The following is a 26,032-nucleotide window of genomic DNA, read 5'->3' as shown; positions in this document are numbered from 1 at the left end:
TTCCTTTCAAAATTATTTTAGTGCTTCTGCACCACCAACTATTTCAGAAATTTCTTGCGTGATTGCTGCTTGTCTTGCTCTGTTGAAGTATAGTGTTAAATCATCTATGATATCTTCAGCATTGTCAGACGCATTTTCCATCGCAATTCTTCTAGCCGCTTGTTCAGAAGCGGAAGACTCAATCATACCACCATAAATTGTACTTTCTACATATTTAGGGATGATATATTTTAAAACTTCTTCAGCAGAAGGTTCATAATTAACAAATTCTGTTGCCTGAGCACTTTCAGATGCAGCAGGTCTTTCTATAGGCAATAGCAACAAATCAGTTGCCTCTTGAGAAATTGTACTTACAAAACGTGTGTAAACCAAATGAATTGAGTCAATTTCACCTTTTTCAAGCAAACTTGTTGCAGATTTTGCAATCTGCGCCGCATGCAAAAATTCTGGTTTTTCAGAGATATATAGAAAACTATCAATGACATTAAATCCATTTTGTCTAAGCGTGTCATATGCCTTCTTACCAACGGCGAAAAACTTCGCATCTTCTTTAGAAGTCACATTTTCAATGGCTTTTTTAATTGCGTTAATGTTATAACCACCACATAATCCTCTGTCAGAAGTTACAACAATATAAAGCGGTTTTACACCATGTCCAGAAGACACAAATTTACTTTTGATACTTTTATCTGCACTTAAAATATCGTGAACGGCAGTTTGAATTGTATCAAAGTATGGTTTCGTGATATCCATTCGATCTCTCGCACGTTTCAATTTTGCAGTAGAAACTAACTCAAAGGCTTTGGTGATTTGCATGGTGCTATTGACACTTCGTATTTTACGTTTAATATCACGTGTACTACTTGCCATGTTTATCCCTCCTATAAGGAAGCTTACTCTACTACAAAGCCCGCTTTAAATTCACCAATTGCACTTTTGAGTTTATCTTCAAACTCAGGTGTAAGCTCACCTTTTTCAGCGATACTAGTACCAACTTCTGGATAGTTAACTGCCATAAACTCCAAGAATTCTCCTTCAAATCTAGAGATATCTTTAACTGGAATATCTGTCATATATCGATTAACAATCGCATAAATCGCCATAACTTGCTCTTCAACTGGGACAGGTTTATATTGAAGTTGCTTTAACATCATCATTAACCTTTCACCATGATCAAGTGTCGCTTTTGTATCTTTATCAAGTTCTGAACCAAACTGAGCAAAAGCAGCAAGCTCTCTGTACTGAGCAAGTTCAAGTTTGATTTTTGATGCAACTTTCTTCATCGCCTTAATCTGAGCAGCACCACCAACACGTGATACTGAGATCCCCGCATTAACCGCTGGTCTTTGACCAGAGAAGAACAGTTCAGATTCAAGATAAATTTGACCGTCTGTGATAGAGATAACATTGGTTGGAATGTACGCTGAAACGTCGCCTGCTTGTGTCTCAATAATTGGAAGTGCAGTGATAGAACCACCACCTAATTTATCACTGAGCTTAGCAGCACGCTCAAGTAGTCTACTGTGAAGGTAGAATACATCTCCAGGGTACGCTTCACGTCCTGGTGGTCTCCTTAGAAGCAAGGACATGGCACGGTAAGCCACAGCATGCTTGGACAAATCATCGTAGATGATTAAGACATGTTTGCCGTTATACATAAGTTCTTCTGCAATAGTTACACCAGCATAAGGTGCAATATATTGAAGTGGTGCAGGATCAGCAGCCGTTGCTGATACAACACATGTATATTCCATAGCACCAAGATCTTCTAATTGCTTAACGATCTGAGCAACTGTAGAGTTCTTTTGTCCAATTGCTACATAGATACAGTAAACATCTGTATGTTTTTGATTAAGGATTGTATCAATTGCAATAGCAGTTTTACCTGTCTGTCTATCGCCGATAATTAATTCACGTTGTCCTCTACCAATAGGGATCATAGAGTCAATCGCTTTTATTCCAGTTTGTAACGGTTGTGTAACTGATTTTCTATCGATAACGCCTGATGCTTTCGCTTCAATGGGTCTAAATTTAGTTGTCGCGATAGGGCCTTTACCATCAAGTGGTTGACCTAAAGAGTTAACGACGCGACCAAACATCTCTTCCCCAACTGGAACTTCAACAACACGCTGCGTTCTCTTAACGAGATCGCCTTCTTTGATTTTTTCGTCTGAGCCAAATAAAACAACACCAACACTATCTTCTTCCAAGTTAAGTACCATGCCGTAAACTTCAAAAGGAAACTCAAGAAGCTCTCCTGACATACAATTTTGAAGACCATGGACTCTTGCGATACCATCGCCAACTTGAAGGACAGTACCAGTATCCTCTACCTGAAGCTTAGACTCATATTTCTTAATCTGTGCTTTAATCACAGAACTAATTTCTTCTGGTCTTAGATTCATGTCTAACACACTCCTACTTAAATAATTATTTGAGCTAAACCTTCGAGCATACCTTCAAGCTTAAATTTAACCGATCCATCTATAACTTTATCTCCCAATTTAATCACAAGGCCTCCTAAGAGTTCTGGATTAATCATGGTGCTAATGACAACTTCTTTGCCAGTTAACTTTGTGAGATTATGATTTAACGTTTTAAGCTGTTCTTCTGAAAGTGGAACCACCGATTCCACCGTTGCTTTGGCAACGCCGTTATATTCGTCAACGCGTGCATCAAAGTCTACCTTAATATCCAGTATGTCAGTTCCTCTTTTCTTGTCGATGATAATTTTCAAGAAATTGAGCAGTGTTTGTGATACGTGCTCACCAAAAGTTTCAACTAAAACTACTTTTTTCTCAGTACCATTGATTTTTGGTGTTTTTAAAATTTCGTAGAACTCTGGATATTCCTTTAATGTGGCAACGACGAATTCAAATTCATTTTGAATAGCCTCTAAGCGTCCATCCTCAAGTGCAATTTCAAAAATTGCCTCTGAATAGGTTTTGCTTACTAATTCTGCCATTGCGTCTCACCTACTTCACTGATGAACTTGTTGATAAGTTCCTTGTGATCTGCTTCATTTAGGTCTTTTTCAACCACTTTTGAAGCTGCTAGTATCGTAAGCTCAGAAATCTGACCCTTCAACTCATTTACCGCTTTAACTCTCTCTCTCTCAAGCTCTCTATGTGCATTGAGCTTCATAGTATCCACTTCTGCCTCAGCTGTTTTTACGATTTCAAAAGCTCTGTTTTCAGCGCGATGCGTATATTTTTTGATAATTTCTTTGCCTTCTTCATCGGCATGAGTTAGTTTCAACTCATACTGAGCTTTAAGCTTTTGCGCATCCTCATCTAGGTCTTTAGCTGCCTGGATTTGATCTTTGATTTCGTCTTCACGTTTTTTCATAAAAGTTGTAACTGGGACAAAAAGGAATTTTTTGAGAATCAAGAATAGGATGAGTGTATTGATCAGCTGGAATACAAAGGTCCAGTTTAGCTCCACAAGTCCAAATCTAAGACTTGAGGTTACCATATCTATACTCATGAAATACCTCCCATTTGATTCTTATAATTAGAGCATGTTTACTAGTGGATTAGCAAATAATAAGATTAACGCGATAACTAGACCGTAGATACCAGTTGTTTCTGCAACAGCAGCACCAAGTAGCATAGTTCTAACGATATCGCCTTGTGATTCTGGTTGTCTACCAACTGCTTCAGCACCTTTACCAGCAGCAAAACCTTGACCAATACCAGGTCCTATACCTGCGATCATCGCAAGACCTGCACCAATTGCTGAACAAGCAAGAATAAGAGCTTTTCCTGTAATTAAAGTTTCCATAAATATGTTCCTCCTTGATATTGAATAATCATAAATTCATTTACTAAACTTTGAAAATCCTAATTAGCTATAAATTCAATAACGGGTTTGCAAATAATAACACAAGTGCAATTACAAGTGCATATATACCCGTTGTTTGTGCAACAGCTTGACCAACAAGCATTGTTCTAACTATTTGCGATTGCATCTTTGGTCTCTTTCCAGTTGCTTCTGTACCTTTACCAGCAGCATAACCTTGACCGATACCAGGTCCTATACCTGCGATCATTGCAAGACCTGCACCCATTGCAGAAGCCATGATTATAAAGGCATTTCCATCGAGATTAACAAGTGGATTACCAAACAACATAATCAGTGCAACAACAAGTGCCAATATACCAGAGGTTTCTGCAACAGCAGCACCTAAGAGCATAACCATAGTTGTTTCGCGAAGAGCTTTGGGATTTCTAGACACCGCTTCTGCACCTTTACCAGCTGCATAACCTTGTCCAATCCCAGGACCGATTCCTGCAATCATAGCAAAACCAGCACCGATTGCAGAGGCCGCAAGAACAATTGCCTTAGGTTCAAAACTCATTAGCCAATTTAGAAAATCTACTATAAAATTGCTACTTTCCATGAGTTCACCCCTCTAAGTTGTATCTTATTCCATTGCGCCTGAAATAAATACCATTGTTAACATTGTAAAAATAAACGATTGTAATAGTCCCGCAAACATATCAAAATAGATATGGAAAACTGCAGGAACCCCCACTTGAAATAATGGAACTGCCAATCCGAATAACGAATCAGTTAAACTACCAAGTGCGCCATAAAGAAGCGACATAATGATAATACCAGCAGTGATATTTCCAAAAAGACGGAAACCAAGAGAAACTGGATTTGCTAGCTCACCGATGATGTTAAGCGGTAATAAAAAAGGCATTGGTTGAAGAAATCCTTTCCCATACCCACCAAGTCCTTTGCTTTTAACACCAAAAAACTGTGTCAACACAAAAGTTGTGATGGACAAACACATGGTTGTGTTGAGGTCCCCAGTTGGGGGTCTAAACCCTAATAAACCAATGATGTTGGAAATCCCGATAAAAAATAAAAGTGTTCCAACAAATGGTGCCCACATGTAGTTTCTTTCACCCATGTTTTGCTTCGTGAGGTTATTGACGACAGATACTATTTGTTCAACGACAAGTTGAAGTCCTTTTGCTTCCCTTTTCATATTGCGTGTTGCAACAATTGAAAAAACTAAAAGCACGAATATGATCATCCAAGTCACTGTCACTGTCTCTGAAACTGGTATGTCACCAACAAACGGTAAATCCCGTAGCGTAAAAACGATACGTGGTCCAAAACCTTCACTGCCCACTAGATTCATCCTCCTTTCTTCTAAAAATATTTCTGAAATAGTTCTTGTCACTTAGCAAATTACTCCCTAAAATGACAATCTTGATGATTACAAGGCCTAAGATTGTACCCAACACATTTATATAAGGTGCGACAATGGAGACATATATCACCACTGCTGTCACTATATATCTAATAAAATATTTTACAGTTGTAAAACCTTGTGCCTTATCAGGTGGCATGCTCACAGCACGATTCAGCGTGTTCGCAAGTTCGAAAAAATTAAGTCCGCTTATTGCAGAACCAAAAACCAGACCAAGTGCAAATGCTACTGGTTCTTTTAAAAACAAAAAACCAAGTCCCACAAATACTAGATTCAATATCACTAGCCACTTAATGACCATCCATTTTGTTTGCTTTAAAGCGTTCATAAATTCACCTTGTCTTTCATCCTAACTACTCATGTTCATAATTATACCACTTAAAAAAGATTTTGATAATTCCTCTTTTTGTTTACACTATTATGAATTTTCAGTCATTTTGTTGTTTATTTATGCGCTTTGTCGCGCTTCTCTTCTTTAAGCTTCTTCTCATAATTATTCACATAAGTGGATGGTTTTTCACTGTCAGTATAATCTCTTGTCTGTCTGATAGATAACATATATAAATTTCTAAAAGAAGTGCCAACACCAACAAGCACAAAAATAATAAGGAATATGCCTCCAGTTTTAAAGAAACGATCCAAAAATGCACCTAACAAAACACCGCCAAAAATCGGCACAAGCATCATAATGCCTACTTGTGAGATTAAAGCTAAGTTCTGTAATATGCTTTTACTGGATTTATTCCAACCTGACATATTCCTACTCCTCATCCAATTGATTATATTAAAACAATACCACTAATTATATCACATTTTAACATAGGGGCTAAACACTTTGTTAATTCTCTTTACTTTTTTTCCAAACTTTAAGTGCAGATACAATTCGCTCACAAGCATATCCATCGCCATAAGGGTTTACAGCACCTGCCATCTTAGCATACGCATTCGGATCAGAAATCAAAGTTTGGGTCACATCATAAACATCTTCAAACTCTACACCTGCAACAGCAACGGTTCCAGCAGCTACTGCTTCCGGTCTTTCAGTTTCAGTTCTAAGCACAACGACAGGTTTACCTAAAGATGGGGCTTCTTCTTGGATGCCACCAGAATCCGTCATAATTAGGTACGATTTTCCCTGTAAATTAGCAAAAGCTTCATACTCAAGGGGTTCAATTAAAAGTATACGTTCATGTCCACCCAAGTATTTTTGGGCAACGTGCCTAACCGCAGGGTTTAAATGCCACGGGAATATCAAGACAACCTCTTCAAAATCTTCAACTAGTTTCCTAATTGCACCAAAGATATTCTCCATCGGTTTGCCAAGATTTTCTCGTCTATGAGCCGTTAATAGTACTACTTTTTTATGATCATAGTCAATTTGGTTCAAACGCTCATCTTCAAAAACATACGCATCATCAATTACACTTTTAAGTGCATCAATAACTGTATTGCCCGTTTTAACAATTGTCTGTGCATTAATACCCTCTTTCAGCAAATTATCAACATTTCCTTGCGTTGCAGCAAAATGAATTTCTGCAAGTCTTGAAGTTAAAAGCCTATTTACTTCCTCTGGATATGGGCTATACTTGTTGCCACTCCTAAGTCCAGCTTCTACGTGTCCTACTGGAATTTGTTGATAAAAAGCAGCCATGGCACCGGATAAAGTTGTGGATGTATCCCCATGAACTAAAACTATATCGGGCATTTCTTTCTTAATTACTTCTTCAACACCTAGTAAAACTCTCGACGTTATTTCACTTAACGACTGACCAGACTTCATAATATTGAGATCATAATTTGGTTTTATTTCAAAAAGTTCCAAGACTTGATCGAGCATTTCTCTATGCTGTGCAGTAACGCATACCACAGATTCTATTTCAGGGTCCATTTCAAGTGCTTTTACAAGTGGCGCCATTTTAATAGCCTCAGGTCTTGTTCCAAACAAAGTCATAACTTTCATAATATTCCTCCTATTTAAAAAGCCCTCGAACATGTCGAAGGCTTTTGATTACTCTATTACTACCCGCCTATTCGCCTTCATTTACTCCAAATCATTCTTTTTTTGCATCAAAAGCGATCGATTGATCGGTATAAAAACCACAACCGCTGCAAGCCCTAAAAGAATAATCGCATGTAACCAGCTCTGTTTGAGTAGCGCTATTGCACCAGCACCTAATAAAGCACTGATTAAATACATAGAAAGTACTGCTTTTTTCTGACCAAGTCCAATTGACATCAGACGGTGATGTAGATGTCCTTTATCTGCTTCCATAATTGGTCTTTTGTTAATCAGTCTTCTTAAAATAGCAAATGCAGTATCAAAAATAGGAACGCCAAGTGCCAATATGGGAACGACTACCGTAATCGCGGTGGCACTTTTTAAAGCACCGTCAATGGAAATAGCAGCAAGTACCAGTCCAAGGAACAGAGCCCCTGCATCCCCCATAAAGATCTTTGCAGGGTTAAAATTATAAGGTAGGAATCCAATTGAACTCCCCGCTAAAATCAAAGTAATCATTGCGGCATCATATTGGTGATTTAAAATTGCAATATAACTTAATGTAACAGCAGCAATCGCAGAAATACCTGCTGCTAGGCCATCTAATCCATCTATAAGATTTACCGTGTTGGTCACACCTACAATCCAGATGATCGAAATCGGAACAGCAAAATTCGCTAGAAAAATAAAATCCGTTTTCCCAAAGAAGTTTGTAAAGAAGTTAATCTCAAATCCCGACTTAACTAAGATAAATGCAGCGATAATTTGCATTAACAGCTTGCTCTTAGCACCTAATGGTTTTATATCATCTATCATACCCGTCACCAAAACAACACACGATGCAATAAACAAACCGATAAGCTTCGTCGTGGCAATATTCGAAAATAAAAACATGCTCACAAAAAAACCGGTAAAAATAGCGACGCCACCCCATAGTGGCATAGGCTTTTTATGCATCCTTCGGTCGTCCTTTGGGACGTCAACTGCTCCAAGTTTATGTGCCATCTTGATAACAAAAGGCGTCATGATAAAACTGATTAAGCCTGCGATGATTGCTGGAATATACATTAATACACCTCTATTATTTCGTACCGAATAAACGGTCTCCTGCGTCCCCTAGTCCTGGAACGATATATGCATGATCATTTAATTTCTCGTCAATTTTTGCGATGTAGATATTTACATCTGGATGTGCATCTTGAACTGCAGCGATTCCCTCAGGACAACCAATCAAACACACGAGTTTGATACTCGTTGCGCCTCTGTCTTTAAGGAACTCGATAGCAGCACTTGCCGATCCACCTGTTGCGAGCATCGGATCAACAACAATTAAATCTCTTTCATTGATATCTGTTGGTAATTTACAGTAATACTCTACTGGCTTAAGCGTTTCAGGATCTCTATATAAACCAATGTGACCAACTTTTGCAGCAGGAAGAAGGTTTAAAAAGCCATCAACCATACCAAGACCTGCTCTTAAAATAGGGATAATTCCAAGTTTTCTACCTGAAAGCATCTTCGTCGTCATTTTACAAATTGGTGTCTCAATCTCTACGTCTTCAAGTGATAAATCTCTTGTAACTTCAAACGCTAAAAGCATAGAAACTTCTTTAACTAATTCTCTAAATTCTTTTGAACCCGTGTTTTTATCTCTAATTAAACTAAGTTTATGTTGGATTAATGGATGGTTCATTTCAAATACTTTACTCATATTGCACCCCTTATAAGTTATTTAATTCAATCGCTCTAATTTTGTCAACTCGACCTTCGTGTCTTCCACCTTCAAATGATGCATCAAAAAAAGAGTCAATTATTTTAAGTGCCAATCCTTCTCCCACCACGCGCTCTCCAAGCGCAATAATGTTAGCATTATTATGCTTTCTAGCCATTTCAGCACTAAACGTATCGCTTACAGGAGCAGCGATTATTCCCCTTACTTTGTTGGCTGCTATGGAAATGCCAAGCCCTGTCCCACATACTAAAACGCCAAGCTCACAATCTCCCGATGTGATCGCACTGGCAACCTTGAGTGCATAATCCGGATAATCACAGGATTCTTTGCATTCAACGCCAAAATCTACAACCTCATAGCCCCTCTCAATCAAATGTGCCTTAATGACAAGTCTTAGATTAAATCCGCCATGGTCTGAGCCAACCGCAACTCTCATTTGCAACCTCCTTTTCTAATGTTAAAATTCCTAGTACATTATAAAATTAATGTCCTTAAAAAGCAAATTAAATTCTCGTTACTTTCCCATCAGAGGCTTTTTTTAGCCTATTCATAATAGCTACACCGAGCCCTATTTCATCAACACCACGTGCAAGTATATGCGTACAACCTAAAGCATCAAAAGTCCTTAGATTTTCAAATAACTTTCCAGCATAATCTGTTTGCTCTTTTGAAGAACCTACATCAATCCACTCATATCGGCCATTTAAACAATCGTGTCCACGAAGCATATTGTCTATCACCATGGCTTCTTCAAGAAAAGTCATTATGCCAACTTTTGTTTTGGGATCATCTAATATATTTCTTGTCTTTTCATAAAGTGACCTCACAATATCTGAAGAACTGCCTACAAAAACTTCCATATCAGCTTCTGGTGCATAATGCTTATATTTCATACCTGGTGATTTTGCAACCCCAGAATCATCTATTTTATCTCCACTAATTGCTACGTCCATCTCGCATGCCCCCACAAGTTCAACAATTCGTTCTCTTGTTACTTTTCCTGGCCTCAAGATCATAGGTATATCTCCAGTAACATCAAGTACAGTAGATTCAAGTCCAACTTCAGAATTTTCGCCTACTATAATACAGTCAACTCTACCACTCATATCATCGATTACGGCACGTCCCGATGTAGGGCTCGGTTTTCCAGACAAGTTTGCCGATGGTGCCGCTATCGGTTTTTTTGACATCCTTATAAGTTCAAGCGCAACTTTATGTGCAGGCATCCTTACTGCTATAGTGTCGAGGCCGCCGCATACTTTTGAACTGATTTCTGGTTTTTTTGAGAAAATAAAAGTAATTGGCCCTGGCCAAAGTGCAGCCATCAGTAACTTGGCATAAGGTTTAACTTCACTTACCAGAAGATTCAGAGATTCAACATTTGCAATATGAACAATTAGAGGATTATCCGATGGTCTTCCTTTGGCCATATAGATGCTATTCACCGCTTCTTCTGATAATGCACTTGCCCCTAACCCATAAACCGTTTCCGTGGGAAATGCTACAGTTCCACCTGAAGCAAGAATCTCAGAAGGTTTTATTAACAACTTGTTTAGTTCTTCATTTGTTTCACTTCCATTTATAGTTACAATTAATGTCTCTTTCATCTATTCACCACCATCTTATTCACAAAATGTATAAACTGTTCTTCCTTAATATATCGCATTGGTGCATATAAATCATCCTTTAATTAAAAATTCACAAAATAAAAGCCCTGATAAAGCAACTATGCTTTAACTGAGCCTAAAATTTTAACTGATTTTACACTTCCTCTAAAGCTTTTAGCGCCTCTGTTTGGAAGAATGTATTAAGTTCGTCGATCATCTCATCAATTTCACCTTGCATATAACTGTCTAATTTGTAGATTGTTATAGGGATTCTATGATCTGTAATTCTTGCTTGTGGGAAGTTATAGGTTCTGATTTTTGCACTTCTATCTCCAGTACCAACTTGACTTCTTCTTTGCTCAGCGATTTCTTCATTTTGCTTATTAAGCTCAAGTTCATAAAGTCTAGCTTTCAAAACTTGCATTGCTTTTTCTTTATTGGAGAGTTGCGATTTACCATCTTGACAACTTACCACTAATCCAGAAGGAAGATGTGTAATTCTTACAGCAGAGTCAGTTGTATTTACAGACTGTCCACCATTACCAGATGATCTAAAAACATCAATTCTAAGATCATTTTGCTTAATGTCTACTTCTACATCATCAACTTCAGGAAGTACAGCTACAGTTGCAGTAGATGTGTGTATCCTTCCACCTGACTCAGTTTGAGGAATCCTCTGAACACGATGTGTGCCACTCTCGTATTTTAGTTTAGAATAAGCGCCATTTCCTTTGATTAGAACTGATGCTTCTTTTATACCACCAACACCTGTTTCGTTGGTATTTAAAAGTTCTACCTTCCATCTCTTACGCTCAGCATATCTAATGTATAATCTTAAAAGCTCTGATGCAAACAAACCAGCTTCATCGCCACCAGCACCTGCACGCACTTCTAGTATTACATCTCTTTCATCATTTGGATCTTTAGGTAATAACAGCTTTTTAACTTCCATCTCAAGATCATCTACTTTGCCCTCAAGCTCAGAGAGTTCCAACTTTGCAAGTTCTTTTATATCGTCGTCGCCTTCTTCGATCATTTCACGCGCTTCTGCAATCCCTTGTTTAACTTCTTTATACTCTCTGTACTTCATCACGATACTTGAAAGTTCAGAGTGCTCTTTCATCAATCTTTGCCACAACTTTTGATCATTGATGACTTCAGGATCAGAAAGTTTTAAGCCAAGTTCCTCATATTTTTCCTCTATAAACTCTAACTTGTCAAACATGTTAACAACCTCCATTAGTTACCTTTTACCATATATAAATCGAGGAATACCATTTAAATCTTCAAAATGATTAACCTCTTTAAAGCCCGATATTTCAAATAATTTTTCTATTGCTTCAAATTGATCATGACCTGCTTCTAAAAAAAGTATACCACTTTCATTTAAAAAAACTACTGCTTCTGGAATAAGTCTTCGATAAAAATCCAAGCCATCTTCTCCACCAAACAGTGCAAGATGGGGTTCATGATCAGCTACTTCCGGTTCAAGTGTCGATAAATCTGGTACCGGAATATAGGGTGGATTAGAAACGATAATATCATAACACTTCGTTACATTTTCAAAAAGATCACTTTTGAAAAAAGTCACTTTATCTTCAACGCCATGTGTTTTGGCATTTACCACTGCAACATTAAGCGCTTGTTCAGAGATGTCTATGCCCGTTACATGCCCTTTATCTAAACGTTTGGCAATTGCTATAGATATAGCCCCACTGCCAACGCCAATATCAAGTATAGTTAATTCTTCTTTGCTATTTAGAGTCTTTGCGTATTTAAGCACTTTCTCAACCAAAACCTCAGTCTCCGGTCTTGGGATTAAAACATGTTCATCCACATAAAAATCCAAACCATAAAAACCTTGATTCTTAGTGAGATATTGAAGCGGAATTCTTTGCAGCCTACCTTTAATCATTGCATCGATTTTCTCAACTTCATCATTTGAAAGCATCTTGTTTTTAGATAAAACAAGCTCAATTGGTTCCATCTCTAACACATGGCATAATATAGTTTTGGCTTCATATAACCATGCATTTGTTACAGTATTAAGTTTATTTTCAATTTCTTTCTGCTTGCCATATAAAGTCATCATAATATCTAAAAGCAAGCAGAATCCGGATCGGACTCATCTAAAACGCTTTTGAAAGCAACAATTGCAACTTCAAGTTGCTTATCGTCAGGTTCATTGGTAGTGATTTTTTGCATCATCAACCCAGGATAACTTAACGCACGAACAATTGGATGATTTGATCTACCTGCTAACCGAATCATCTCAAAAGATAAGCCCGCCACGATTGGAAACAAAATCAACTTAGTAAGTAAACGTGTCACCACATTTTCCCAACTGATAAATGTAAAGATGATAATACTGATCATAAGCACAAAGAAGATAAAACTCGTACCACATCTTGGATGAAGCGTAGAAAATCCTCTTGCATTTTCTACAGTAACATCTTTGCCACTTTCGTAGCAATGAATCGTTTTATGCTCAGCACCATGGTACTGAAACACTCTTTTGATATCTTTCATTTGAGAAATCACCAATATATAAACGACAAAAATAACTATTTTCATTATTCCTTCAATTGCACTTAAAAGCATATTGCTCTCAATTACTTTTCGAAGAAAGCTTACAATTGCAGTTGGAACAGCACCAAATAATAACATCGCAAAAACAAAAGCAAACAAAATTGAAAAAGCCAATATAATATCATCTGCTTTTTTACCAAACTTGCTATAAAGCCATGTTTCAAACTTGCCTTTTTCTGCTTCTTCATCACCCTCTACGAAAAATTCAGCTGAATAAGTAAGTGCTTTTACACCTACGATCATTGAAGAAATCAGTGCAACAACCCCTCTAATGATTGGCAATTTTAAAAACCCGTTATTTTTACCTTTTTTAATCTCATCTATTTTAACTTCAATTTCACCATCTGGTTTTCTTACTGCTATGGAAATTTTGTCCTTTCCACGCATCATTACGCCTTCGATCAGCGCTTGACCACCAATAGAATTAGGTTTTACCGGTTTATATTCACTCATTTTCTCACCTTCATTTCTTTGTACTCAAAGTAACAATTGGCACAAAGCGATTCATATTCGACTTGGTTTTCGCCATCAATAGCTACTTGTTCGCCCTCAAATACAAATTCTCCATTAATTTTACGTCCATTGAGTATCGCTTTTCTACCACAACGACATATTGTTTTAAGTTCCTCTAAGCTATGTGCTAAGAGTAACAGCCTCTGTGAACCTTCAAAGCCTTTCATAGAAAAATCAGTTCTAAGTCCATAACAAATCACTGGGATATGACCCGTTACTGCTATTTCAAAAAGTTGATCAATTTGGTCTGACTTTAAGAATTGAACTTCATCTACTAATATGCATTGAATGCTTCCATGCGCTTGTTTCCATATATTAACTGCTTCAATTACGTTTTCTTCAGGTTTAATTAGAAGGTCTACTTTTTTCGCGATTCCAAGTCTAGATACCACTTGATCTCCGCCTTTAGTATCTGTAAAAGGCTTTATAATCATAGCTTGCATCCCGCGTTCTTCATAGTTATGCATCACTTGCATCAATGCTGTTGATTTTCCACAATTCATAGCGCCGTATCTGAAATATAACTTTGACATTCTCTTCTCCTAAAAACAAAAAAGGCTAGGATTACCCCATCCTAACCTAATTACAAGCAACTTATTTAAGATTATATTTTTCCTTGAATTTCTCAGCTCTACCGCCACGTTCAACTGACTTAGCAGTTCCAGTGAAAAACGGATGACATTCTGAACAAATTTCAATTCTAATTTCGTCCTTTGTTGATCCAGTCTTAAAGTTATTGCCACATGCGCAATGTACATCGATTTGTTTGTAATCTGGATGAATTGATTGTTTCATGGTGTTCACCTCTCTCCTTATTAATTTATATCAATTTACGATAATCAAATTTCAAGCCTTATCATTGTAACACATATATTCTAAAACTTCAATGACAATTCAGTAATATTTTAATCCTTGTTGATGATTTTGAAAAAAGTTTCATTATCTTTCGTCGAAAGAAGTGTGTCTATAAATTTTTCAATGATCTCGCTGTTATTGTATCTATCTAGGTTACGTCTGATTTTCCATATAGCTTCAAGCTCTTCAGAATTTAATATTAATTCTTCTCTTCTTGTACCTGATTTTCGAATATCTATTGAAGGAAATATTCTTTTTTCAGATAATTTTCGATCAAGTAAGAGCTCCATATTTCCAGTTCCCTTAAACTCCTCAAAGATAACATCATCCATCCTAGAACCCGTTTCAACAAGTGCTGTAGCAAGTATAGTCAACGAACCACCCTCTTGCACATTTCTAGCAGCTCCAAAAAAACGTTTCGGTCTATGCAGCGCACTAGGATCTAGACCACCAGACAGTGTTTTCCCACTTGAAGGCATCACCAAATTGTATGCCCTTGCAAGACGTGTGATACTGTCTAGTAATATCACAACATCTTTCCGCTGTTCGACCAAAGCTTTTGCTCTATGGAGCACCATCTCAGCAACTTTTACATGATGAGATGGTAATTCATCAAAAGTACTATAGATAACATCTGCATCAATAGAACGTTTCATATCCGTTACTTCTTCAGGTCTTTCATCGATAAGCAAAACAATCAGTTCTACATCAGGATAATTTTTTGAAATAGATTTAGCAATCTTCTGAAGTAGGATCGTCTTTCCCGATTTAGGTGGTGCTACTATTAACCCTCTTTGACCTTTGCCTATTGGTGACACAATATCTATAATACGCATAGCATGGTCTTTATGATCCCCCGTGAGCCTAAATCGCTCGTTAGGATAAAGTGGTGTTAAATCATCAAACCTAGGCCGTCTTACTCCTGACTGTGGTCTCATTCCATTAATCGATTTTACAAATAATAAGGCTTTAAAACGTTCACCAGCATTTGGTGCTCTTGTTGAACCAAGAATTTTATCTCCAGTTCTCATTGAAAACTTTCTAATCTGTGAGTTCGAAACATAAACATCTTGTTCACTCGACAAAAAATTTTCAAATCTTAAAAAGCCATAACCTTGTTCCATTATCTCTAGCACGCCTTCAACTTCTTGTACCGCTTGCTCATTTTTACGTCTTGTGTTCTCTCGCTCTGATCCTGTTTTTTCAGATATATTATCATTTAAAACAGTATTAACTGTTTCAGGGTTCTCTGAACCACCATCTACGCCACCACCTGAAGTGCCTTTGTCAATAGCATCTGATTCTATATCATCGCTCTCATCGTCATTTTCATCTTCTTCATCATCTTGACTTTCTTCTTCATCGTCAAAATCATCGTCGTCATATACAAAAGGGATCTCTTGGGCAGGGTCACTTTCATTTGATATCGAAGAATTTCCATTGATGATCAAGTCAATTAATTCATCTTTCTTTAATTTTGAGATGCCTTCAAATCCCATGACCTTTGCGATTTCTCTTAGATCAGCAACTTTTTTTTGTTGCAAGGTTCTTATTTCCATTTTTTCCTCCGAATCAGTACTATTTGCATTTTCATAGCAAATAAACACTCAAATTCAAGTGTATTTTATTTTAATGTAATTAATTCATTTAATTATTGGGATAGTCATATAAAATCAGACGAGATATTATGTGTAATTGTTATAGAAATGTAAATCAAAATCGATCATTTTATGATATATTCATTATAGATGAAAGTACGCTTTACTGCTTCATACTAACACACTTTCAATTTTGAATCAAATGGTGGATAAAATGATGATTTATAAAAAAACTCTACTTCTCATAATATTTTTATGTATCACTTTCTTTTCCGTTTCGGCGCTCTCCTTTGCTTCTCCATCTATGGGAGAACCTCTAGAGACAGGAACGATATTTCTTGCTGAGCAAACGATTAATTTTGAAATTAACCCTTTTATTTTAAACGGAGAGATTATGGTTAGCGCAAGGGGACTTTGCGAAAAATTGGGAACTCAAGTCTTTTGGTTTGAAAAAACTGGCGAAGTGGTCAGTTATCGAGACAACATCTTTGTTAAATTCGTTCCAAATTCTCAAGTTGCATATGTCAACGGAAAACCAAAAAACATGAGTGTCAGCGCAATGATCTATAAAGGCGAACTTTTCATACCAGCTTCTTTTGCTGCAAAAACACTAGAGATGAATTATTCTACTAGTATAGAAACCAACACACTTTCTATAGATTATAGAGAAAATTTGCTTGAGTATCAACAGATCGGCCTACGTCATTTCAAGAGAATAAACCTTGCCAATTGGGGAATTAGCTTCTACGTTCCAGAATATTGGAACAAACTTGAAGAAACATCCCAAAGTTATGGCGTTGAAGATCCTTTTGAAACCTATCATTTGGAAGCACGAATATACCCTTTGACAAAGCAATATTCTAGAGCGATACTCACTGAATCTATACTTTCTGATTTGCGTTTTCAATATGATGAAAATGTTCACATTTCAACAAATAGCACTTATAAAATGGGGGAATATATCGCTGATGTACTTCATTACGACATTACAGATGAAGGCGTAACCACACAATATGCCGTCTACATTTTTTTCGAACAAAATAATGGTTATGTATTGATGGGGTCATATCCAAGCTCCAACAATCAAACAGAAAGCATAGAAATTTTAGATTCAATTGCAAGTACTTTTGCAATTACAAAATTGTCCATCAACGAAAATTTAGAACATTATACAGAACTGCCAATCTTTTACGACCTTAACATGCGCTTGAAATCCGAAATTTATTCCAATATGCCTATCCAAAACATGTTTAGCTTTAACGGTACAATTGATATAGATCAAAACATAAAAGGTTTTCACATTATCGTATCAAAAGATGACAATGAAACTGAATACTACGTTCCTATTACAGACGGTGAATTCGCCACAAAAATCTATACACCATTTGGGCTAGGTAAGCACAATATAACGGTAATAGCTGATGATACTACGGAAAATATAATAGATGAAAACGCTGCTATCCCTACTGAAAATGATGAAGAAGAGCAAGCCGATACTCAAGATCCAGAAATACAAGATCCAGATACACCGTTACCTTCGCTACCTTCTTTAGAAGAAATGGTCGCTAAAGCTATTATGATGAACTTTGACTTAGATGCCAATAAGACTGTTATGAAATTTAGTGTGCTCAACACTTCTAGTGATGAGATTAAATATCTATTGCCGTCTGAGTACGTTAATTACGATAACACCACAATCTATAATATCTCGAATAGTTTAACCTATAATTTAACCAATCAATATACAAAATCAAAAGCACTCTACACCTTTATTGCGACGCATTATGCTCTAAGCGAAACCGTCAATCCAGAAGGTTTATATAATGCAGTGGAATTAACAGAACTTAAAAATGCCAACGCTATAGAACTCTGTATCCTCTATACAAGCTTATTAAGATCCGTTGATATTCCTGCGAGGATTTCAAGAGGTATCTCTGAAGAAGGCATAAGTTATTGGGTAGAAACTTATATCAATGGCAAATGGTATATTTCTTCTATTGTTGATGATATTAAACAAGGAGATGGTACTACTTCATTTTTCAATCTCAATAGAAGTGCTTATTACGAACTTTTCAGCACTGTTGAATTTTTACCTTTTTAACATTAATGCGCTCATATAGTTTCTTTAATCCGATCAAAAATTAAAAATCCAAGCTGTAAAAGATACTTTACGGCTTGGATTTTATATTTTAACCTCATCATACGCACAATTTCAGTCAATCAAAGTATTAAGGCGCTATTAAGCTTTTATTTAGGTTCTATTTAAGACCTAAAATCGCTCTAGCTTCGTCTGGAGTCGCTATTTCACGGCCCATCTCTTTAGCAATCCTCACGATACGCTCAACTAACTCTGCATTTGATTTTGCAAGTCTTCCCTTACCATAATACACATTATCCTCGAAACCTACCCTTACATGACCACCGAGTATAATTGCCATCACAGCAAGCGGAAGTTCAGATCTACCAATACCAGCAACTGTCCATGTCCAATCCTCCGGTAGTTGCCTTACCATATACATTAAGTCTTCTGGTGTCCCTGGACATGCACCTGGTACTCCAAGCACAAAATCTACATGAAGTGGTGTTTTTAGTAGTCCTTTTTTCACGAGCGTCTTTGCATTTTCAATCATGCCTCGCTCAAACACTTCTATTTCAGGCTTTACACCAACTTCCATCATCTTCTTTGCAAATTTCTCCATATATTCTTCTGAATTCATAAATACATCTGCGCCAAAGTTGCAAGTACCACAACTAAGCGTCGCCATTTCTGGTGCTAAATCTACTGGTTGAAGTCTTTGTTCAGGCGTATGCCATACTGCACCACCGGTTGACGGTTGAAAAATGATATTACATTTTTCTGCAATTTTATCTTTTATCTCTTTATATACTTGTGCATCTTGTGTTGGATTTCCCTCTGTGTCCCTTGCATGGATATGAACAATAGAAGCACCTGCCTCATAACAAGCGAGGGCATCAACTGCGATTTCTTCAGGCGTAAGAGGTAGATTAGGTTGTTGTGCTCTCGTCACTTCTGCACCTGTTAGGGCAGCAGTAATAATCAACTTTTCCATAATGTCCTCCGCCTTACTTTCTCTGTTTATCTTTTGGAACAACGCATGTTCCAACCGCTCTACAAACCACTACAGGTTCATCCAAAACATCACATGCAGATTCATTGATCTCTGGTCTTGGAATAATAACTTTTCTAGCTTCAAAAACCATTTTTCTAGATGAATTGCCAACATGCGTAATCTCGCCCACTGCTTCGATGTAATCACCAGCATAAACAGGTGCTAAAAATTCAACTTTTTCATATGCTGCAAATAACCCCTCATCACCATCCTGGCGAATAAGCAGTTCTGTTGCAACATCACCAAAAAGATTGAGCATTTTTGCGCCATCCACTAAATTGCCACCGTAGTGTGCATCATGCATACTCATACGCATTCTAATCATAGCTTTTTCTGACATTTTATATCCCTCCTAAAATAGTTTCCCTCATCTCTATTGTAGTTGAGTAAAAGAGGCAGGTCAACTGTCTCCTTAGGTTATTACAAAAACCTATTAAAACAATTGCCTGCCTCTTATTCATCTGTTATTTTTTAAGTCTATTTTCTTTTGATGCTTTGATAAAATCTCTAAATAGTGGATGTGCATGTGTTGGTCTTGATTTAAACTCTGGATGGAACTGAACTGCTAAAAACCAAGGATGATTAGGCACTTCAATAATTTCAACAAGTCTTTCATCTGGAGACAAACCACTTAAAATAAATCCATTTGATAAAAATTCTTCACGGTAAGTGTTATTGAATTCATATCTATGTCTATGTCTTTCGTATATGAGTTCTTCACCATATGCTGCATATGCAAGTGTACCTTGTTTTAATTTACATGGATAAAGACCAAGTCGCATTGTGCCACCCATATCTTCAATATCATGTTGCTCAGGCATCAAATCTATTACAGGTGTAGGTGTTAGTCCGTTAAGTTCAGCACTATGAGCTTCTTTATATCCTAGAATATTTCTCGCAAATTCTACCACTGCCATCTGCATACCAAGACAAACACCGAAAAACGGGATGTTGTTTTTTCTTGCATACTCAGTTGCGATAATCTTACCTTCTACACCTCTAAATCCAAATCCACCTGGCACTAAGATCCCATCACAATCTTTTAATACTTCAGCAACATTTTCTTCATCGAGATTTTCAGAATGTACCCAGTCGATATCAACTGCAACTTCATTTGCAAGCCCTGCATGTTTAAGTGCTTCTGCTACTGATAGATATGCATCTCTAAGTTCAACATATTTACCTACAAGTGCAATTTTTACAGACTGTTTAAGGTTTTTCTCAATATTAACGATATTAATCCACTCTGATAAATCTGGTTTTATATTTTCAATTTTGAAGAAATCACAAACTTTATCTGCAAGTCCTTCTTCTTCAAGTGTAAGCGGTACTGAGTAGAGCGAATCTGCATCAAGGTTTTGGATTACATTTTTAGGCCCAACACTACAGAAAAGTGCAATCTTTTCTTTCATATCTTGAGATATTTCTTTTTCTGTTCTACAAACTATGAGGTCAGGTTGTATACCGATTTCTCTAAGTTCTTTAACTGAGTGCTGTGTTGGTTTAGTTTTAATCTCTCCAGCTTTTGCAAGGTATGGTAATAAAGTAAGATGAATATACATCACGTTTTCTGCACCAACATCATACTTCATTTGTCTAATTGCCTCTAAAAAAGGTAAAGATTCTATATCTCCAACCGTTCCACCTATTTCAGTGATTACTACATCTGCATTTGTTTCCTTTGCAGAACGCATCAACCTATCTTTAATTTCATTAGTGATATGAGGAATAACTTGAATAGTCGCTCCTAAATAATCACCTCGACGTTCTTTCGTAAGAACTGACCAGTATATTTTACCTGTAGTCACATTGCTGTTTTTGGAGAGGTTTATATCAATAAAACGCTCATAATGACCAAGATCCAGATCCGTTTCTGCACCATCGTCAGTCACAAAAACTTCACCATGTTGATAAGGACTCATCGTTCCAGGATCAACATTGATATATGGGTCAAACTTTTGAATTGTAACTTTTAATCCTCTTGCCTTTAACAACTGTCCAAGCGATGCAGCTGTAATTCCTTTACCTAGTGAAGAAACAACACCGCCAGTTACAAAAATATACTTAGTACTCATTGAAAGCTCCTTTCGCCTATACACTATAATCTTCCCTGTCAGTATTTTATGTGGTAGTTTCATGCAAATAGATACAAACACAAACACCTCAGGTTTTCGCTCTATACCTAAAAAAAAAGAGTGAGAAAGTCCCCAACAGGATGACTAATCACTCTTGTTCCATAGGTTCAAGTAGCCACCCCTACGGGTGTCACTATACCGATTCAATTAACAATACTTACATAGTATATAGACTCTCTTTTGATAAGTCAACAGAAAATTACTCTGATTGAACGGTAATTTTTATCACTTCAAATATAGTGTCAGCTATTGCTTTTCCTTCTATAAAAACAACCATTCCAGCTTTGAAGTTCGTTGCTTTATAAATACTTCCTACAGGGAAAGTTATTGTGCGTTGGCGGTTATTCTCATCTGTAACAAGTAAAACATTTGACGAATCTACAACTTGTGATATAGTCGCTTTTATCGCAGTTGGCTCAGCAATTATTTTTCTACCCAACTGCATTTTAGTGATTCCACCGATACCTATATCAATTGTAACCTCTTGATCCAATCGCAAATCATAGATTGTGATGTTATTGTCTCCTGTTTCGTTTAACAATTTCGCTTTTGTTGCAAAACCATAAGTTTCATCTTTTCCAGTAGTCAGCGTCAGCGTGAGTTCAGAGTTTTTCTTAATATTTATGCCTGAAATTTTACCAACTACAGTTTTCGCTTGACCGATCCACTCTAGTTTAACGATTTCTCCAAATTTAAGTGTTGCCTTTACAATGTCACCTTTTTTATAACTTGCATTACTACCCACATAATTAACGATAGTCTTTGTTGATCCTTTAAATACATTGCCAGACTCCATCGTAATCACAACATCACTACCTGTTTTAGTCTCTAAGTTATTATCAAGTATGCCATAGAACTCATAGTTTTCTGAGTATGCGATAATCCTTTTAGCATCAAAGCCTTCATATAATACAATGACTTTATCACCAGGTGATAAATCTGTTGCTTTAGATGGCAAACCATTTATAGTTACAATGGTATCGTCATATACACTTCTAAACTCGTTGGATTTATCACTTACTGCAACTTTAAGTGAACGTCTATTTTGTGAAACCCCAATATAATCTGTTAATTGAACGACATTACCTTCTATTGTGAGCAACTTCTTATCTAACTCCGCTTTTGTAACAACGCCATTTTTAACAGTTAATACGATATTTACACCTAGTGTAATATTGTTAAAAGAACCAAGCGTACCCAAAACTGCAACTTGAGCTTCATCTAGTATATAAGTTTCATCTCTTCCAGCAGTTGTAGTAACTGTTACAGAAAAATCTCCATCATTAACTGTTTTAACTGTACCTTTTACTATTTTTTCAGTTTCAAAGACTACAGTTCCAGAATCACCTGAGCCATCTTCAGTTTCATCTTCAGTTGAAGTTTCTGTTGATGGTTGAGTTACACTGCCCTCAGTAAGTTCTTTGCTAAGCCCGTCAATCATAATGGCAAGTAAAGTTCTATTGATTGTGCTATTAGGATTAAATTTACCTTCATTGTCACCCTTATTAGAAATAATGCCTTGTTCTATTAGAAAATTAACATATTTAATTGCACTAAGCGAAATTTCCGCAGAATCTTTATAACTCAACAAGATTATTTTGTTTAAGTTCTCTTGCTTGTAAACATTTAGTGCTTTTGAAATCAATACCGCAGCATTTACTTTCTTAACATTTGTTAGTGTAGACCCACTCACAAATACTTTAACTTCATCAAGTGTCAATATATTATATTCAAGGGCGTATGCTAGTGCCGGATAAACGTCCGAGTCATACGGCGCCAGCATTTGAGGAATCCCAATCGTTTTAAGATCTGCTTCATATTTTGTTGTGATTGTTCCCATCTGTACATTATCTAATAAACCAGCTGCTTTAACGGTTTTATAGATTGCTGTTACAACTTCAAGATTTGTGACAATTGAATCCGGTTTAAAGTTATCACCTGTATATAGCGGCATAAGATCTTGGTCAACTACTGAATTTACTTGCGTATTTGCCCAAAAACTTGAAGGTACATCACTTACTGCCATTGCTATACTACCATTTCCAATTATAATTATGGTGAGTAGCAGCACCATTGCTTTGCTTATTAGGCTTTTATTTTTATTATGCATCTCTTACCTCCACTTCGTTAATTCAAGGTTCCTATGTAGAAACACTGCTTTCAATTATATTCTATTGACATTATAACATGCACTTTCTTTTTTCCTTTATTAAATTTATTTTACTACGGCTTAAATCAAGTATAATTACCATGTGTTTTTATGATAAAATAAGAATAATGCTCAAAAGAGGTTAAAATAATGTCAATATATGAATATGAAAATTTAAAGATAAATTATATGAGAAAAGGCACGGGTAAACCTTTGGTTTTACTGCATGGTTGGGGTACGTCTGTAGACACTTTTACAGCCCTGTTTGAAAATTTGTCAAAATATTATGATGTCACAATGTTAGACTTCCCCGGGTTTGGCGATTCAACGGAGCCACTATCACCTTGGAACTTAGATGATTATGCTAAGATGACTTCTACTTTTATAGAAGCTCTTGGCATTAAAAACCCTACTTTACTCGGTCATTCGTTTGGGGGAAGGGTATCCATCAAACTCAGTCAAATACTACCGATTCATCAAATCGTATTAGTAAACAGTGCTGGTATAAAGCCTAAGCGAAAAAAATCATATTATTTACGTGTTTACGGTTACAAACTTTTCAAAACAGTTGCTTCTTTGCCATTTTTTAAATGGTTACTTAAAGAACCACTTGATGCTTATAGAGAAATTTACTCTAGTAGCGATTACAAACAAGCATCACCAATAATGAAACAAGTTTTAAGCAAAGTCGTAAATGAAGATTTAAGGAACTTACTTCCTAAGATCACATGTCCAGTTTTATTGATCTGGGGAGATGAAGATACTTCCACACCACTAGAAGATGCTAAACTGATGGATTCTTTAATTCCAGATTCTGGCCTTGTAGTTTTTGAAGGTGCTGGCCATTTCTCTTATTTGGAACAGCCCGCTCGATTTTTAACAATAATAAATACCTTTCTTGGAGGCAAATAGATGCTATTAAAAGCGCTTGGATTGCTTATGATAACGGGCTTAACCTTTATCAAAAATTTTTCTGATGTTCATAAGTTTCAACAATACGGATACTATATGAACCAATACCTTCCTAAAGCGAGACAGAAATTACTTAAACCTTATGAACTGATTTATCTTTTAGGAATAATATTAGTCTTTGTAACAGATGTATTACCACTTCAAATTTTTGGATTAGCTGCATTGACACTTAACGGTTACTTTTATTTACTAATTGTTAAGGCTTATCCTGCGAAGAAAAAATGTGTTTATACGCCGCGTGTAAAAAGAATGTTGACCACATCACTTATATTATTAGCAATAACTGCTTTTGGTATGATGTTTTTGCCAAACTGGAGCATCGCAATTTATGGGGTTGTTATTTACCCAATGAGTTTTGTGCTCATTTATCTAGCGAATACAATTAACAAGCCTATTGAAGGTATGGTTAACAATTATTATTACAAAGACGCGCTAAGATTGCTCTCAGAGAACCCTAATCTCACAGTAATTGGTGTGACAGGTAGTTATGGTAAAACGAGCACAAAAAACGTACTATACACTATGCTTTCAAAGGATTTCAATGTCCTTATGACCCCAGAGAGTTTTAATACAAAGATGGGGTTAACACGTACTATTCGCGAACATTTAAAACCCACACATCAAATTCTCATTGCCGAGATGGGCGCGAAAGAAGTCGGCGATATCAAAGAGCTTTGTGACTTTGTTAAACCACACTATGGGGTTATCACTTCAATTGGACCGCAACATTTGGATACATTTAAAACATTTGAAAATGTAATATTGACTAAAGGTGAATTGTTTAAGTACTTGCAGCCTAACGGAACGGCTTTCGTTAATATTGATGATGAAAATATAAGAAATATCAAGCTGAGAGATGACGTAACTTCAGTTCGATATTCAGTTAATGATCAAACGACTTTGACGCCTGACTATTATATCGAAGCAACTAGTATTGGTGCATCGGGGTCAAGTTTTACACTTGTACAAAACAAAACCGGTAAAAAACTTAGGCTAAATACCAAACTACTCGGTCGTCATAACCTGTCAAACGTACTAGCCGGAATCGCTATTAGTTTATCTCTTGGTGTTTCTTTTGAAAGATTAGGTACTATGACAGCAGATTTGACACCTGTTAAACATCGTCTATCAACACGTAGAGTCAACGACCAGTATACTATCTTAGATGACGCATTCAATTCTAACCCTGTTGGGTCTAAAATGGCACTTGAAGTTCTTAAAAATTTTGAGGGAAATAAGAAAATTGTTATTACACCAGGTATGATTGAGCTCGGGGATCAGGCATACGATCTAAACAAGAGTTTTGGAATTGCCATCGCCGATGCCTGTGATTATGTAATTCTCGTTGGGAAAAAACAAACTGCTCCTATCCAAGATGGTCTTGCCGAAAAAGCCTATCCTTCTCAGAGAATTTATATTGCAAGTAGCATCAAAGACGGTTTCAATAAATTGCATGAAATCGTTGCATTAAATGACGTAGTTTTAATCGAAAATGATTTACCAGATACTTTTAACGAATAAGGAG

General features: G+C 36.6%; 27 protein-coding genes. 3 read left to right on the top strand and 24 right to left on the bottom strand.

What is annotated here, in order from left to right:
- Nucleotides 1–12: 12 nt before the first annotated feature.
- The 20 genes from atpG to rho all read right to left on the bottom strand — a co-directional run bounded on the left by atpG (nt 13) and on the right by rho (nt 16,081).
- Entirely contained in the window at nt 13–870 is an 858-nt protein-coding gene (gene atpG / locus QE109_RS10385; protein ID WP_281094409.1) for an ATP synthase F1 subunit gamma, read from the bottom strand.
- Nucleotides 871–893: 23 nt separating this feature from the next.
- Nucleotides 894–2,405 (bottom strand): F0F1 ATP synthase subunit alpha, encoded by a 1,512-nt coding sequence (atpA, locus tag QE109_RS10380; RefSeq protein ID WP_281094408.1) that lies wholly within the window; start codon nt 2,403–2,405, stop codon nt 894–896.
- A 17-nt stretch (nt 2,406–2,422) separates the two neighbouring features.
- A complete protein-coding gene (locus QE109_RS10375) occupies nt 2,423–2,965 on the bottom strand; it encodes a F0F1 ATP synthase subunit delta (RefSeq protein ID WP_281094407.1) in 543 nt (180 codons plus the stop codon).
- Nucleotides 2,953–3,486 (bottom strand): F0F1 ATP synthase subunit B, encoded by a 534-nt coding sequence (gene atpF, locus QE109_RS10370; protein WP_281094406.1) that lies wholly within the window; start codon nt 3,484–3,486, stop codon nt 2,953–2,955. The genes QE109_RS10375 and atpF overlap by 13 nt, the downstream gene beginning before the upstream one ends.
- Nucleotides 3,487–3,513: 27 nt before the next feature.
- On the bottom strand, nt 3,514–3,783 hold the full coding sequence (gene atpE, locus QE109_RS10365; protein WP_281094405.1) for an ATP synthase F0 subunit C: 270 nt from the start codon (nt 3,781–3,783) through the stop codon (nt 3,514–3,516).
- Between the two features lie 67 nt (nt 3,784–3,850).
- Nucleotides 3,851–4,402: an ATP synthase F0 subunit C gene (gene atpE / locus QE109_RS17755; RefSeq protein ID WP_281094404.1), complete on the bottom strand. Its 552-nt coding sequence runs from the start codon at nt 4,400–4,402 to the stop codon at nt 3,851–3,853.
- Between the two features lie 24 nt (nt 4,403–4,426).
- Nucleotides 4,427–5,155: a F0F1 ATP synthase subunit A gene (gene atpB, locus QE109_RS10355; RefSeq protein ID WP_281094403.1), complete on the bottom strand. Its 729-nt coding sequence runs from the start codon at nt 5,153–5,155 to the stop codon at nt 4,427–4,429.
- Nucleotides 5,136–5,555, bottom strand: a complete 420-nt coding sequence (locus tag QE109_RS10350; protein ID WP_281094402.1) for an ATP synthase subunit I — start codon at nt 5,553–5,555, stop codon at nt 5,136–5,138. The genes atpB and QE109_RS10350 overlap by 20 nt, the downstream gene beginning before the upstream one ends.
- A 116-nt stretch (nt 5,556–5,671) precedes the next feature.
- Nucleotides 5,672–5,983, bottom strand: coding sequence for an AtpZ/AtpI family protein (locus QE109_RS10345; protein WP_281094401.1), 312 nt, complete (start codon nt 5,981–5,983; stop codon nt 5,672–5,674).
- 82 nt (nt 5,984–6,065) lie between these two features.
- Entirely contained in the window at nt 6,066–7,187 is a 1,122-nt protein-coding gene (gene wecB / locus QE109_RS10340) for a non-hydrolyzing UDP-N-acetylglucosamine 2-epimerase (RefSeq protein WP_281094400.1), read from the bottom strand.
- 81 nt (nt 7,188–7,268) lie between these two features.
- Nucleotides 7,269–8,294, bottom strand: a complete 1,026-nt coding sequence (locus QE109_RS10335) for an MraY family glycosyltransferase (RefSeq protein WP_281094398.1) — start codon at nt 8,292–8,294, stop codon at nt 7,269–7,271.
- 13 nt (nt 8,295–8,307) lie between these two features.
- The gene (gene upp, locus QE109_RS10330; protein ID WP_281094397.1) at nt 8,308–8,937 is read right to left on the bottom strand and encodes a uracil phosphoribosyltransferase; all 630 of its coding nucleotides are present in this window, start codon (nt 8,935–8,937) and stop codon (nt 8,308–8,310) included.
- Nucleotides 8,938–8,947: 10 nt separating this feature from the next.
- Nucleotides 8,948–9,394, bottom strand: a complete 447-nt coding sequence (gene rpiB / locus QE109_RS10325; RefSeq protein WP_281094396.1) for a ribose 5-phosphate isomerase B — start codon at nt 9,392–9,394, stop codon at nt 8,948–8,950.
- A 67-nt stretch (nt 9,395–9,461) separates the two neighbouring features.
- Nucleotides 9,462–10,565: an L-threonylcarbamoyladenylate synthase gene (locus QE109_RS10320; RefSeq protein ID WP_281094395.1), complete on the bottom strand. Its 1,104-nt coding sequence runs from the start codon at nt 10,563–10,565 to the stop codon at nt 9,462–9,464.
- 154 nt (nt 10,566–10,719) lie between these two features.
- Nucleotides 10,720–11,790: a peptide chain release factor 1 gene (prfA, locus tag QE109_RS10315; RefSeq protein ID WP_281094394.1), complete on the bottom strand. Its 1,071-nt coding sequence runs from the start codon at nt 11,788–11,790 to the stop codon at nt 10,720–10,722.
- Between the two features lie 18 nt (nt 11,791–11,808).
- Nucleotides 11,809–12,657, bottom strand: a complete 849-nt coding sequence (prmC, locus tag QE109_RS10310; RefSeq protein ID WP_281094393.1) for a peptide chain release factor N(5)-glutamine methyltransferase — start codon at nt 12,655–12,657, stop codon at nt 11,809–11,811.
- A gap of 5 nt (nt 12,658–12,662) precedes the next feature.
- Complete coding sequence (locus QE109_RS10305; RefSeq protein ID WP_281094392.1) at nt 12,663–13,607, bottom strand: DUF1385 domain-containing protein; 945 nt, start codon at nt 13,605–13,607, stop codon at nt 12,663–12,665.
- Entirely contained in the window at nt 13,604–14,200 is a 597-nt protein-coding gene (locus QE109_RS10300) for a thymidine kinase (RefSeq protein WP_281094391.1), read from the bottom strand. Before QE109_RS10300 ends, QE109_RS10305 begins: the two co-directional genes overlap by 4 nt.
- A 61-nt stretch (nt 14,201–14,261) precedes the next feature.
- The gene (rpmE, locus tag QE109_RS10295) at nt 14,262–14,462 is read right to left on the bottom strand and encodes a 50S ribosomal protein L31 (protein ID WP_281094390.1); all 201 of its coding nucleotides are present in this window, start codon (nt 14,460–14,462) and stop codon (nt 14,262–14,264) included.
- A gap of 110 nt (nt 14,463–14,572) precedes the next feature.
- Entirely contained in the window at nt 14,573–16,081 is a 1,509-nt protein-coding gene (gene rho / locus QE109_RS10290) for a transcription termination factor Rho (protein WP_281094389.1), read from the bottom strand.
- Nucleotides 16,082–16,334: 253 nt separating this feature from the next.
- On the opposite strand from rho, the gene QE109_RS10285 reads away from it, so the two are divergent.
- A complete protein-coding gene (locus tag QE109_RS10285; protein ID WP_281094388.1) occupies nt 16,335–18,221 on the top strand; it encodes a stalk domain-containing protein in 1,887 nt (628 codons plus the stop codon).
- Nucleotides 18,222–18,378: 157 nt separating this feature from the next.
- Here the strand turns inward: QE109_RS10285 and kce are convergent, their stop codons facing one another.
- The 4 genes from kce to QE109_RS10265 form a co-directional block, all read right to left on the bottom strand.
- Complete coding sequence (gene kce, locus QE109_RS10280; RefSeq protein WP_281094387.1) at nt 18,379–19,191, bottom strand: 3-keto-5-aminohexanoate cleavage enzyme; 813 nt, start codon at nt 19,189–19,191, stop codon at nt 18,379–18,381.
- Between the two features lie 13 nt (nt 19,192–19,204).
- Nucleotides 19,205–19,591: a 3-aminobutyryl-CoA ammonia lyase gene (gene kal / locus QE109_RS10275; RefSeq protein ID WP_281094386.1), complete on the bottom strand. Its 387-nt coding sequence runs from the start codon at nt 19,589–19,591 to the stop codon at nt 19,205–19,207.
- Between the two features lie 124 nt (nt 19,592–19,715).
- Complete coding sequence (locus QE109_RS10270; protein ID WP_281094385.1) at nt 19,716–21,326, bottom strand: CTP synthase; 1,611 nt, start codon at nt 21,324–21,326, stop codon at nt 19,716–19,718.
- 259 nt (nt 21,327–21,585) lie between these two features.
- The gene (locus tag QE109_RS10265) at nt 21,586–23,496 is read right to left on the bottom strand and encodes an S-layer homology domain-containing protein (RefSeq protein WP_281094384.1); all 1,911 of its coding nucleotides are present in this window, start codon (nt 23,494–23,496) and stop codon (nt 21,586–21,588) included.
- Between the two features lie 189 nt (nt 23,497–23,685).
- Between QE109_RS10265 and QE109_RS10260 the strand changes: the two genes are divergently transcribed.
- Together QE109_RS10260 and QE109_RS10255 are read left to right on the top strand one after the other, a co-directional pair.
- The gene (locus QE109_RS10260; RefSeq protein WP_281094383.1) at nt 23,686–24,447 is read left to right on the top strand and encodes an alpha/beta fold hydrolase; all 762 of its coding nucleotides are present in this window, start codon (nt 23,686–23,688) and stop codon (nt 24,445–24,447) included.
- A complete protein-coding gene (locus tag QE109_RS10255; RefSeq protein WP_281094382.1) occupies nt 24,448–26,028 on the top strand; it encodes a Mur ligase family protein in 1,581 nt (526 codons plus the stop codon). It abuts the gene before it with no gap.
- Nucleotides 26,029–26,032 lie beyond the last annotated feature (4 nt).

Source organism: Fusibacter bizertensis, assembly GCF_029914245.1.
Classification (GTDB): Bacteria; Bacillota; Clostridia; order Peptostreptococcales; family Acidaminobacteraceae; genus Fusibacter_C; species Fusibacter_C bizertensis.
Note: the sequence above shows the minus strand (reverse complement) of the source record. Positions and strands in the feature narration are given on the sequence as shown.